General features: G+C 68.4%; 11 protein-coding genes. 3 read left to right on the top strand and 8 right to left on the bottom strand.

Features of this window, described 5'->3' with window-relative positions:
- Nucleotides 1-13: 13 nt before the first annotated feature.
- The 3 genes from ACIRRA_RS18870 to ACIRRA_RS18860 form a co-directional block, all read right to left on the bottom strand.
- Nucleotides 14-1,156, bottom strand: coding sequence for an erythromycin esterase family protein (locus ACIRRA_RS18870; protein WP_402769370.1), 1,143 nt, complete (start codon nt 1,154-1,156; stop codon nt 14-16).
- A 146-nt stretch (nt 1,157-1,302) separates the two neighbouring features.
- Nucleotides 1,303-1,659 (bottom strand): hypothetical protein, encoded by a 357-nt coding sequence (locus ACIRRA_RS18865; protein WP_402769367.1) that lies wholly within the window; start codon nt 1,657-1,659, stop codon nt 1,303-1,305.
- A gap of 28 nt (nt 1,660-1,687) precedes the next feature.
- On the bottom strand, nt 1,688-2,302 hold the full coding sequence (locus ACIRRA_RS18860; RefSeq protein ID WP_402769364.1) for a TetR/AcrR family transcriptional regulator: 615 nt from the start codon (nt 2,300-2,302) through the stop codon (nt 1,688-1,690).
- A 53-nt stretch (nt 2,303-2,355) separates the two neighbouring features.
- On the opposite strand from ACIRRA_RS18860, the gene ACIRRA_RS18855 reads away from it, so the two are divergent.
- Both ACIRRA_RS18855 and ACIRRA_RS18850 read left to right on the top strand, forming a co-directional pair.
- Nucleotides 2,356-3,204: an alpha/beta fold hydrolase gene (locus tag ACIRRA_RS18855; protein ID WP_402769362.1), complete on the top strand. Its 849-nt coding sequence runs from the start codon at nt 2,356-2,358 to the stop codon at nt 3,202-3,204.
- 61 nt (nt 3,205-3,265) lie between these two features.
- Nucleotides 3,266-4,183 carry an alpha/beta hydrolase fold domain-containing protein gene (locus tag ACIRRA_RS18850; RefSeq protein ID WP_402769359.1) on the top strand — a complete coding sequence of 306 codons (918 nt, stop codon included), beginning with the start codon at nt 3,266-3,268 and terminating at the stop codon, nt 4,181-4,183.
- 3 nt (nt 4,184-4,186) lie between these two features.
- Here ACIRRA_RS18850 and ACIRRA_RS18845 read toward each other — a convergent pair whose 3' ends face one another.
- A complete protein-coding gene (locus tag ACIRRA_RS18845) occupies nt 4,187-4,567 on the bottom strand; it encodes a hypothetical protein (protein WP_402769847.1) in 381 nt (126 codons plus the stop codon).
- Nucleotides 4,568-4,723: 156 nt separating this feature from the next.
- Here ACIRRA_RS18845 and ACIRRA_RS18840 point away from each other — a divergent pair, with 156 nt between their 5' ends.
- Nucleotides 4,724-7,027 (top strand): LuxR C-terminal-related transcriptional regulator, encoded by a 2,304-nt coding sequence (locus tag ACIRRA_RS18840; RefSeq protein ID WP_402769356.1) that lies wholly within the window; start codon nt 4,724-4,726, stop codon nt 7,025-7,027.
- Nucleotides 7,028-7,041: 14 nt separating this feature from the next.
- On the opposite strand, the gene ACIRRA_RS18835 is transcribed toward ACIRRA_RS18840, so the two are convergent.
- The 4 genes from ACIRRA_RS18835 to ACIRRA_RS18820 all read right to left on the bottom strand — a co-directional run bounded on the left by ACIRRA_RS18835 (nt 7,042) and on the right by ACIRRA_RS18820 (nt 11,771).
- On the bottom strand, nt 7,042-7,563 hold the full coding sequence (locus ACIRRA_RS18835) for a DinB family protein (RefSeq protein WP_402769354.1): 522 nt from the start codon (nt 7,561-7,563) through the stop codon (nt 7,042-7,044).
- 84 nt (nt 7,564-7,647) lie between these two features.
- Nucleotides 7,648-8,502: an alpha/beta fold hydrolase gene (locus ACIRRA_RS18830; RefSeq protein WP_402769352.1), complete on the bottom strand. Its 855-nt coding sequence runs from the start codon at nt 8,500-8,502 to the stop codon at nt 7,648-7,650.
- Nucleotides 8,502-9,662: a 3-hydroxy-9,10-secoandrosta-1,3,5(10)-triene-9,17-dione monooxygenase oxygenase subunit gene (gene hsaA / locus ACIRRA_RS18825; protein ID WP_402769349.1), complete on the bottom strand. Its 1,161-nt coding sequence runs from the start codon at nt 9,660-9,662 to the stop codon at nt 8,502-8,504. The genes ACIRRA_RS18830 and hsaA overlap by 1 nt, the downstream gene beginning before the upstream one ends.
- Nucleotides 9,663-9,791: 129 nt before the next feature.
- Nucleotides 9,792-11,771 (bottom strand): alpha/beta hydrolase, encoded by a 1,980-nt coding sequence (locus ACIRRA_RS18820; protein ID WP_402769347.1) that lies wholly within the window; start codon nt 11,769-11,771, stop codon nt 9,792-9,794.
- Nucleotides 11,772-11,960: the final 189 nt, after the last annotated feature.

Below are 11,960 nucleotides of genomic sequence, written 5' to 3'. Positions count from 1 at the left end.
ATGGCCGTGGGATTCACGGCAGCCAGTGGACCGGGGTCACCTCCCGGATGTGGACGAGAATGTCGAAGGCCTTCGACAGGTCGCGAATCGCCAAGTGCTCGTCCGCATCCCGGACCGGGTCGTAGACGCCGCTGATCACGCGCATCTTGGCGGGAGCCGCGATCGGGGCGGTTCGCATGTCGAGCCAGAGTTTCGGAAGGCCCATCTCACCCAGCGCCGCGTCCAGGAAATCCGGTGCGGGGGCGGGGATCTCGGCCACACCGACATTGCCGTGGTGGAACCCGATGGCCACCGGGGCGTAGTCGCGGCCGAAATGCTCACGCAGAACGCTGCCCACACTGGACTTGGAGACCTGGTCCCGGGCCAGACCGAGAGCCGCATCATCGGCGGAGACATGCGATATGCCATCCCAGTATACGGTCCGCAGTCCGGTGCGCTGGTGGTGGCCGATGATCGAGGAGGCCCACGGTTCGGCTTCGCCCGCGTAGCTGCCGCGGCCCGCGACGCTGTGGCGGTGGAAGTCCTCGATCAGAGCCATTCGGGCCCGGACGGTTTCGCTGATATCCGGGATCGAGGCGAGGAGCGTCGAGGCGTCGCGGGCGTGGTCGAGGAACGGGCGACCCGGGTGGACACCTCGGGCACGCTGGACGTGCTCGTCCAGCGTGTGGGCGGTGCGGATGGGCTCCAGATGAGCAGCGAGGCCGGCCAGGCTATCCGGGTCCTGGGTTCGGACCGCATCGAGGACGGCGTCGTAATCCTCCGGCTTGGCCTGGGCCGGCTTGACGCCGATGACGCGCACTTCATCGCCGGGATGGGCCCCATTGAACTCGCGAATCCAGGTCAGTGCCGCAGCCATCTCCGCTGTGCGCCAGGGACGCCAGGCCAGGTCGAGGGCCGATACCGCCGTCCCACTACCCTCTCGCACGTAGGCATCCAGGGTCTCACCGACATCGGCGCTGTCCTGGATCGCCAGCGTGCGGAATCCGTGGTGCACGACCAGATTTCGGAACAACTCGTCGCGGACGGCGAACGTCTCCTGAGCGAAACGCGTCGACTCGCCGATCCCGACCACGGTCGCGGCTGACACTGACTGCGCGAGGGTGTCGATCGTGTTGGCATCGAAAGGGGCTGCACTGAGTGTGGTTTCGGTCGGCATGACCCCACTCTCCAACTTCAACCAAGGTTCAGGTCAAGTCCGAAGGGACGCAAAACCCAAAAGATCAAAAGATTGAAAGACAAAACACGCCTGGAGAAGGGAGGGGCCGGGCTCACGTCCGCGCCTTCACCTACCAGCCCGCTCACCTAAGCCGCATGTGGGATTACTGCAATCGGCGAGAACCGGTGAGCCAGCGGGGGCGAGGGCCACCGGCGGTCACGGAGGCGGTTGCAGCCGGAATCGCGCTGACGGTCCTCGACGCCGACGGGTTGCCGCTGTTCCTGGGGCGCAGGCAGCAAGCGATTCGCGGCCTCGATGATCAAACGTGAATCCAACGCCGACAGTTGACGTTTGCAGGTCTCCAGCCGCTGCATCAACTCCACGACATCAGCGTCGGAGAATCGGTTCAGGTTGCCGTGCAGGACCGAATTCGACAGGGTCTCGACGACGGCCGCCAATTCAGCGATACCACATGCTTCGAGCGTCACCCCCGCCGAGTTCATGCATTGATTTTACCGCCGCGAAGATATGCTAGGAACACGAAATGTCCAGTATCCCTTGCCTTTTAATAATTTCCGACACACGAGCACCCATCGCTTTGCCGGCCACCAGAAGCGGCTCCGCCGATCGCAGGGTCCGACTGAGAATGAAAGCCCCTTCAAGCGCACCGAGAATCGCAATCATCAATTCCCGGGCGCCGGCCGCTTCCAGGCCACGGCGGATGAAATAGGCTGTGCCCTCGTCGATCCAGGAGTTCATGACTTCTGCTGCCACGTCACGGATTCCGGGTTCACTGTCGGCCACTTCCCCGGCCACGGTGCCGACCGGGCACATGTTCATCCAGCCGGCCTGCTCGATGGTTTCCGCGGCGGCGGTGAAGGCGGCCGGAACGGCTTCGCGGAGGTCGTCGTGGGCGTCCATCAGGAGCGGTAGCAGCTGGATGTAGGCGGCGCCCGAGACGCGCAGGGCCTCGGCGGCGATGGCCGACTTCCCGGCGGGGAAGTGGTGGTAGAGCGAGCCCATCGGGGCGCCCGACGCCGAGGTGATCTGTTTGACGGTGATCGCGCTGTAGCCCTGGACGCGCATGAGCTCGGCGACGGCGGTGACCAGGCGATCCCGGGTGGTGGTTGACAGCTTCTCGCTCACCCGTCCAGACTAGAGCAAACGCACTAGAGCGTGTGCTCTAGAGGGGAGATATCATGCCGACTGTCGAGCTGAGTGCGGGACGGGTGCACTACGCCGAGCGGGGCGAGGGGCCAGCGGTGGTGCTGTTGCACGGGCTGCTGATGAACCACACGGTGTGGGACGAGGTGATCGGCAAGCTGCCGGAGGGCTTCCGGTACCTGTTGCCGGATCTGCCGCTCGGGTCGCATCCGGAGCCTTTGCGCGAGGGCACGGATCTGACCATGCGCGGGCTCAATCAGCTGGTCGCGGATTTCCTTGCCGCCCTGGACCTGCGCGACGTCACCCTGGTGCACAGCGACTGGGGCGGCGGGCTCTTCCTCACCGCCTACGGCCTCGACGAGCGCGTCGGCCGGTTGATCGTGCTGCCCTGCGAGGCCTTCGCCAACTTCCCACCCGGCCTGCCCGGCAAGACCGCCATCGTGGGTGCGGCGCTGCCCGGTGGAATCACACTGGCGCTCAAGCAGTTACGCGTCCGGTGGCTGCGTTCCTCACCGCTGCTGTTCGGCTGGATGGCGCGCTACCCGCTCAGCGACGACATCATCCGCGGCTGGACCGATCCCGGCCTGCGGGACAAGCGGATTCAGCGCGATCTGCTCGCCTACGCCCGATCCCGCCGCGACAAGGCCGAGCTCATCGCGAATACCGAAGCGCTGCGCGACTTTCCGGGTGAGGCGCTGATCCTGTGGTCGTCGGCCGGCAAGGTGATGCCTCGCGAGCACGGCCGGCGCCTGGCCGAGCTGATTCCCAAGGCTCGCCTGGTCGAGATCGACGACGCCTACGTCCTGTCGATGCTGGATCAGCCGGACGCCGTCGCCGCCGCCATGTCCGCCTTCCTCACCGGCGCGGTCATCGAACACAGCTGAGGGCATCGGTCCGATTCGGTATGGTCGAGGCCGCAGTCGGACTACCGCACGGGAGGCGCTGATGCCCAGCTTGCTCAGTCGGGCGGTGCCCGCGTACCTGCGGGTCGTCCGGGCCAATCGGCCGTTCATCAGCGCCGAAGGTGCGCGCGAGCACATTCGGGAGCGCAGCCTCCGGCCCCAGGCCTACGGCCCGCCGCGCCTGTTGCGTTCGGATGTGACCATCGAGGTGCGCCGGGAGAACGGCTGGCCGATCTACACCCTCACGCCCCGATCCGGCCGCGCCCGAGGCAATGTCGTGTACTGCCACGGCGGCGGCTGGGTCAATGAGGTCGCCCGGCAGCATTGGCAGCTGGCCGCCGATATCGCGGCCGAGGCGGGCACGACGGTGACGGTGCCGATCTATCCGCTCATCCCCTACGGCACCGCCGACCAGGTGATCCCGGCCTTCGCGAACCTTGTTCGCGCCAATCGGGACCAGTACGGCGAGGTCTGCCTGGCGGGAGATTCGGCGGGCGGCCAGATCGCGTTGTCCACGGCGGTCCTGCTCCGCGACGAGCAGCAACCGGCTGTGCCTCGGACAGTGTTGATTTCACCCGCCCTGGACCTGAGCCTGAGCAATCCGGAGATCCTCACCGTCCAGTCCGAGGATCCCTGGCTGGGACGCGATGGCGGCCTGGTTCTCGGCGACCACTGGCGCGGCCCGCTCTCGATCACCGACCCGCTGGTCAGCCCGCTGTTCGCCGACTTCACCGGTCTCGGCCCACTCACCGTCTTCTGCGGCACCCGCGACATCCTCCTGCCCGACACCCGGATCATGGTGGGCAAGGCCCGGGCCGCCGGTGTCGAGGTCGACTATCACGAGGCGCCCGAACTGGTCCATGTCTATCCCCTGACGCCGACTCCCGAAGGCAGCGAGGCGCGCATGCTGATCATCGACGCCCTGCGCGGCGCACTGGCCCCGGCAACCTCCCCGGCCTGAACCTCAGCCGGATTTCCCTGTCCCGGGCGCGTTTTCGGCCAGCCACCGTCGTGCCCTGGCCACCGAGGCGCGCGAAAGCCAGGCGTCCTGCACGACCTCGGTGAGCTCCTGCAGGCTCAGTTCGGGAATTCGACTGCCGCGCACCAGGACCGAGAGATGCCCCTGGAAGTGCGGGGTCGTGAAGAACGGTGAATCCGGGTCCTGGGTGAGGGCCAGTTTGTCGTCCTCCGACGGCACCCAGAAGATGATGACGTCGTCGTACCGCTCTCCCGTCTCCGGGTCGGCGGCGTCCGGGCGCGGGGTCCGGAAGTAGACGAAGGACTTGCGGCCGACCTGGTAGACGGGGTTGCCCGCGGGCCCGTGCTCGACGGTCACGTGCGGCATACCGGTCGCCAATTCGTGGACATCCGCCAGACGGGCTCGGCGCGTTCGGCTCGGCACCCGGTCGAGTGTATCGCCGCACACATCAGGAACGGCCGCGAGCTGCGTTTATGCGGGCTTGCTGGCACAGAATGCAGCAAATCACATAGGTTGAACGCCATGGCGCGGCGTGTCAATGGAAACCTCCCCGAAGAGGTAACTAGCTTCGTCGGCCGCCGCGAAGAGCTGGCTACTGCGAAGCGCCTGCTGCCCACCACCCGGGTGCTCACCCTGCTGGGTCCCGGTGGCATGGGAAAGACCCGCCTGTCACGACAGATCGGGCACCTCGTCGCACGCGCGTTCCCCGACGGCGTGTGGCTGGTCGAGCTGGCCGATGTGCAGGATCCGGCGCTGGTCACGCTGAGCGTCGCCGAGGCGTTGAATCTGCGCGACGAATCCACCGCTCCCCTGCCCCGGCTCACCGAATTCCTGGCCGACAAGCGGCTGCTGCTCATTCTGGACAACTGTGAGCATCTGATCGAGGCGTGCGCCGCGCTGGTCGGCCGGATCATCGCCACCACACCGGATGTGCGGGTGCTTGCCACCAGCCGCGAGGTACTCGGGATACCGGGCGAACAGGTCATGCCGGTGCCGCCGCTGACCGTGGCCCAGACCGCCGGCGAGGACAGTGACGCGCTGCAGCTGTTCATCGAGCGCGCCAGCGCCGCCAACCCGGGCTTCCAGGCCACCCCCGGCAACCGGCCGGTGCTGGCGGAGATCTGCCGCCGCCTCGAAGGCATGCCGCTCGCGCTGGAGCTGGCGGCGTTGCGGCTGCGCATGTTCACGCCGGAGCAGATTCTGGACCGACTCGACGACACCATGGGGCTGCTCAGTGCCGGGCCGCGCACCGCTCCGCAGCGCCAGCAGACCATCGAGGGCGCGATCCGCTGGAGCTACGACCTCTGTACCGCAGCGGAACAGGCGCTGTGGGAACAGCTTTCGGTGTTCGCCGGCGGTTTCGACATCGACGCCGCGGAGGCGGTGTGCGAGCTGGGGTCCGCGTCGCTGATGGAGGCGCTGACCGGGCTGGTGGACAAGTCGGTGGTGATGCTGCGCTTCGACGGGGATGTCGCCCGGTACTCGATGCTGGAGCCGATACGTCAGTTCGCCGCCGACCGGCTCGCCGAACGCGGTACGGACCAGGAGGTTCGGGCGCGGCACCGCGAGCACTACCGGCAGCTGGCCATGCGCGGGCAGACCGCGTACTGGACCGCGGAGGACGTGGAGTGGTTCCGGGAGCTGAGCCGCGAGCACGCGAATCTGCGTGCAGCCCTGCGCACGGGCCTGGAGGACGAACCGCTGCGCACCATGGCCACGGTGACCGTGCTGCGCCCGTTCTGGGAGCACAACCGCTTCCTGTCCGAGGGCTATCGCTGGCTCACGGATTCGCTGGCGCGCAACCCGGAGCGCACCGCCGAGCGCGCCAAGGCGTTGTCCTCAGCGGCCTCGCTGGCCGCCCTACTCGGCGATCAGGAGTCCGCCACGCGCCTGGTGGCCGAGTGCATGGAATTGGCTGCCGCCCTGGGCGATACCGACATCATGGCCGAGGTGGCGCTGGATCGGTCGCTGCTGGCCTTCGCCGCCAGCGACCGCGAGCGTTCGCTGGAGCTGGGCCGCAGCGCCATCGAGCTCGCGGCCACGCACGGCCAGAACGCCATCGAAATGGACTCGCACGCCTTCTCTTTCATGGCGGCCATGGTGCTGGAGGCGCCGGGCCGTACCGAATTGGCCGAGCGCTTCCTGGAACTCACCACCGACAGCGGTTCGCACCTGCTGGGCGGGCTGGCGCTGTGGACGGTCGGGATCGACCACTGGCGGCGCGGCGAACTCGAGGCCGCCGCCGAATTCCACGGCCGCGCCATCGAGGAGCTGGCCCTGTTCGAGCGCTGTATCTGGCTGTCGTCGGCCTTCGAGGGGCTGGCCTGGACGGTCTCCGCGGACGGCGACCACGAGCGGGCCGCCCGCCTGCTGGGCGCGGCGGAATCCCTGCAACGCAGCACGATTCGGCTGGCGCACACCATCACCGTCGCGGTCGGCGAGAAGGAGCGGCTCAAGGTCCGGGATGCGCTGGGCGAGGAGGCGTTCCGCACCGCGTTCGGCGCGGGTGCGAGCCTGCCGCTGGAGGAGGCCATCGACTACGCGCTCGGCCGCACCGCCGCCGCGCCGGAACCCGTTGCGCCGCCGCCCGCCTTGAAGCGCGCGCGGCGCGCGGCCACCGCGACCCTGTCCGAAACCAATGTGCTGACCCGTCGGCAGAAGGATGTGGCCCGCCTGGTCGCGGCCGGTCACAGCAACAAGCGCATCGCCGCCGACCTGGTCATCTCGGTCCGCACGGCCGAGACCCACGTCGAGCACATCCTCACCAAGCTCGGGCTCACCTCCCGGACGCAGCTGGCCGCCTGGGCGCACGAACACAATCTGTAGATCCGGCGGCGGCCTCAATAGCCGGTGGCGCCGTCGATGCGTTCGCGCAGCAGGTCGGCGTGGCCGTCGTGGCGGCCGTACTCCTCGATCATGTGCAGGTAGATCCAGCGCAGGGAGAGGTCGGCGCCGGTGCGGGGGTGCACGGCGGTGTGGTCCAGCGGCAGGTCCGCAATGGCCTTGTCGCACACGGCGATTTCCGCGAGGAAGCGGGCGTAGTCGGCTTCGGCATGCTCGGCGACGAGGTCGTCGAAGTCGCCGCCCTGGCCCGGACCGCTGGAGTAGAGGTAGCCGACCGGCTCCCCTGCGGCCCGCTTGCGGAACCAGCCGCGTTCCACCTCGGTCATGTGCCGGATCAGGCCGAGCAGGGACATGGTGGACGGTGCCACGCTGCGGGTCGCGAGCTGGGCGCCGGTGAGCCCCTGGCATTTCCAGAGCAGGATCTCGCGGCCGCGGGTGAGCAGGGATTGCAGCATGGCCCGCTCGTCACCGACGAGCACCTGGGCGGACCGGGTGATGTCCGGGGCTGTCCACGTCATGCTCGGACTGTAGCGCCGGGCCGGATCCGGTAAAACGAGTTCGGGGGTGGGAAATCCCACCCCCGAGTCACCGGAAATCGCTTGCTACAGGCCGTTGTTCAGGAAATCGACCACGGACCGCTCGAAGGCGTCCTTGCGCTCCACCATGACCCAGTGACCGCAGCGGGCGAAGGTGCGCAGGTCCGCGTTCGGTAGCTGCCGGGCGGCGAAGAGCGAGCCCTCCACGGGGGTGACCCGGTCATCGCGGCCCCACAGGATGAGCACCTCCTGCGTGATGCCCTTCAACCGCGCCCACAGCGGGACCGGCTCGGCCAGCTTCGGGTTGTAGAAGGTGGCGTAGGCGTCGCGCAGGGCGGCCTGGGCCTTCGGATCGGCCGCGGCCTTCAGGCGCTTGGCCACCAGTTCCTCGGTGAGCGTGGCCTGGTTGTAGACCATGGCCCGCAGGAAGCCCATGGCCTTCTCGTCGGTGGGGTTGGCGTTGAACTCCATGAGCCGTGTAATGCCCTCGGACGGTTCGGGTCCGAGCACGTTCACACCGACGCCGCCGGGCGCCATCAGCACCACGCGATCGACTCGGCCCGGGTGTTCGAGCGCGAGCAGGGTCGCGACGGTGCCGCCCATGGAATTGCCGAGCACATGCGCCTTCTCGATGCCCAGCTCGTCGAGCAGCCCGATCACCGCGTCGGCTGCGATACGCAGGTAATTGCGCTCGTACACCTCCGGGCGGCCGCTCTCGCCGAAGCCCGGCTGATCCAGGACCAGGCAGCGGAAGTGCTGCGCCAGCACCGGCAGGTTGTCACCGAAGTTGGCCCAGCCGGACACGCCCGCACCGGAGCCGTGCAGCAGCACCAGCACCGGGCCCTCGCCGGCCTCGTGATAGCGGAGCTCGAGGCCGTCGACCGTCACCCAGCGGGTGGTGTTCTCCGCGGTCAGGGTCATCAGAGCATCCGATCCGCGACCTCGAGGCCCATGGCGCCCTTGCCGTACATGGCCAGCGCCCGCTCCACATCGTTGATCACGTGCACGCTGCCGGCGTGCGCGTCACGCCAGTTGCGCTCGATGATGTTCGGGCGGCGGATGGCGTGGCCGCCGGAGTTCTTGAACAGCAGGTCGATCGCCTCGAGCGCACGCTCGGTGCCGCGCACCTGATCGCGGCGGGTGGCCAGGCGCAGCTCGAACGGGATCTCCTCACCGGCCCGCGCGTAGCGCAGCTGCTCGCCCATATTGCGCTCCATCTGGAGCACGGCGGCGTCGATTTCCGAAGCCGCACGGGCGATCCGGACGTGGGCGAAGGGATCCTCCGACACCTTCTGCCCACCGTAGGACAGCCGCACCCGCTCGCGCTGGCGCTCGATGTGCGCCTCGTACGCGCCCTGGGCCGCGCCGATGATCGGGGCGGTGATGGTGTTGGAGAACAGCGCGCCGAACGAAATCTTGTACAGCGGAGAGGTATTCACCTGCTGGCCGGGGCCGACCAGGTTGGCCTGGTCCGCGGCCGAGTAGGCGCGGTGGGCCGGCACGAAGGCCTTCTCGATGACGATGTCGTTGGAACCGGTGCCGGACAGGCCCGACACGTTCCAGGTGTCCTCGATGCGGTAATCGGTGCGCGGCACCAGGACCGTGTAGTAGTCCATGCCACTCTCGGTCGGCACCAGCGCTCCCAGGAACACCCACTGGCCGTGGTCGCAGCCCGAGGAGAAGGCCCAGCGGCCCGAGATCTCGTAGCCGCCCTCGACCGGGGTCAGCTTGCCGGTCGGCGCGTAAGAGGAGGACACCAGGGTGTCGGGGTCGGCGGCCCACACGTCCTGCTGGGCCTGGTCCTCGAACAGAGCCAGCTGCCAGGGGTGCGCGCCCAGCACCGAGGACACCCAGGCGGTGGACGGGCAGACGGTGGCGATCGTGCGGATCACCTCGTAGAAGGCGACCGGCGACTCCTCCAGGCCGCCGAAGCGGGCCGGCTGGAGCATGCGGAACACGCCGGCCTCGGTGAGCTCGGCAATGCTGGCGTCGGGCACCCGCCGCTGCTCCTCGGCCTGAACCGCGCGTTCCCGGATCGCGGGCAGCAGATCGCGGACCCGATCGAGCACCTTGTTAGTCATGCGGGCGTTCCTCCTCGTACCAGAGTTTCCTGCCCTCGAAGCTATGGCCAACGCGGTGTTTCGATCCGAAATAGTCCCGATGATCGGAACCCAGGTTCCGCTGGATACGGGCCGATCGCTGTGCAGCGGCTATTTGTGGGCGTATTCCCAGGTGATGTCCTCGTCGAGGGCCTTGCGGATACTGCGTTCCAGGTCCGGGTTCCAGTCCTGCGGCTGGGCCACCGCGACCCAGCCGTCCAGGGGCAGATCGCCGTAGCGGTGGCCGTGGCCCGACGGGACGCCCTGGGCGTTCGCCAGGTCCGCGCTGATCTGCCAGAAGGTGACGATCGGCCACCAGCGGATGGACTTGGAGACGTCCGCACCGCGCGGTTCCTTCAGCCAATCCGGTTGCGTGAACAGCAGATCCGGCGACCACCAGACGATCGGGTCGGAGGCGTGCTGCAGATACACCACGCGCGGGTCGAACCACTGCCGGTCCGGTCGGCCCAGTTCCGGTGCGGTGGCGGCGAAGCGGACGATCAGGCCGTCGGCGTAGATGGGCAGGATCTCCGGCGTTCCCGGATCACGGCGCTGCACGAGCTGACTCCAGATCCGGTTGGAGTTGGGCGGGCCGACCCACAACACGCCGTCGACCATGGTGCGGATGTCGTCGAGTCCGGTGAAGGCGCCCTCGGAGCCCTGCGAGCCCAGACTCTCCCCGTACACCAGCAGTTTCGGGCGCCGGCCGGGCGGCAGCTGCGCCCAGCGCTCATGGACGGCGTGGACCACCGCATTCCCGGACTCGGTGGCCTTCTGGCGGTCGGAGAGGAACGAGAGCACGCTCGGCAGGTAGGAGTACTGGGTGGCGGCGATGGCGGTGTCACCGCCGTACATGTACTCGATGGACGAGGCGGTGGTGGAGTCCACCCAGCCGGTTCCGGTGGTGGTGACCACGACCAGCACCTTGCGCTCGAAGGCGTGCGTGCGATCCAGTTCCCGCACCACCAGATCGGCGATGTCCTGCTGCGTGTTCGCCGAGTCCAGGCCCGCGTACACCCGAATCGGTTCGCGCGCGGGCTTTCCCGTGACCTGGGCGATCCGGTCGGCCGTCGGCGCGGTGGCGACGAACCAGCGGCCCTCCGACCCGAGCGTATCCCAGGGCGCCAGTGACTGTGGGCTGCCGGACCTTTCGGGCAGCTGCGGCTGAACGGCGCTCGGCGAGGTCTTGTCGTTGCGCAGGCTGAACGCCGAATTCGCCACGGAGAAGAAGGCTTTCGCCAGCACACCCTGGAACAGCAGCACCGCGACCACCGCGACCACGATCACCGCGCCCGGGTAGGCGATGTTCCGCGGCACCCGCCATTCGATGTTGAGCAACCGCACGATCAGCCGGATCAGCCACCGCACCAGGCGATACGCCGCGATCACCAGCCCGAGGGTCACCGCCGCCACCAGTTCGGCGCGCAGGTAGCTGGAGGTGGTGGTGGGCGTCATCCCCATCAGCAGTTCGAGATCGCGCTGCCAGCGCGCCGACCGCGCCAGCACCAGGGCCGCGCCGACGATGGTCCCGACCAGGATCGCGGCCTTGCCGACCGCCCGCGTCGTCTCGGTCGGATGCCACAGCTTGGCAAGGCCCTCCGCCGACTCCGGCAGCCGGGGCCGCACCCACTTCTTGAAGGCCCACTCCAGCACGCAACCCACGCCGTATCCGATGGCCGCGCTGATCCCGCAGACCAGGCCCTCGAACAGCCAGGTGCGCGGCAGCAGTGAGGGCGACACCGCCCAGAGGAAGAAGATCCAGGCCACCACCAGCCCGGGATAGTTCGGATTGACGGCCCGTTCCGCACGATCCGCGACCGCCCACACACGTGAACGCAGTGATGCAGGCTGTGCGGCGCGTGCGGCCTGCCCGTCCGTCTCACCCGTGTCGGTCGACTCGCCGGTCGCGGTTACCTCTTCGCGCCCGGTCGTCCCATCGGGCTCGGTCGCCTCACGTTCGGTCGTCTCATCGGGCTCGGTCACAGGCTGAGATACGGTCGCAGCCTGGGGTTCGGTCGCTTCGTCGCGCCCGGGCGCCGCCTCGCGGGCGTCGTCCCCGTGCTCGTCACCCTGCTGTTCGTCCGCCGTCATGCCCCGAGTCTGATCGCCCGACTGCGGCCGCACGGCAGCGACACGCGCGGCGACGGGCGCCGACACCGCCCGGACAACGGGGGCTCAGTCCGTCGCCTGGCGGTGCGGGCCATCCGAGATCGCCTCATCGGGTAAATGAGGCTGTCGCGAACCTTGAACGGGCTCGCCCGTGGACGCCGCGATCCCACC

It is taken from the genome of Nocardia sp. NPDC101769, from assembly GCF_044766925.1.
Lineage (GTDB): Bacteria > Actinomycetota > Actinomycetes > Mycobacteriales > Mycobacteriaceae > Nocardia.
The sequence above is the reverse complement of the archived record's forward strand: the minus strand, read 5'-3'. Positions and strand labels throughout refer to the sequence as shown.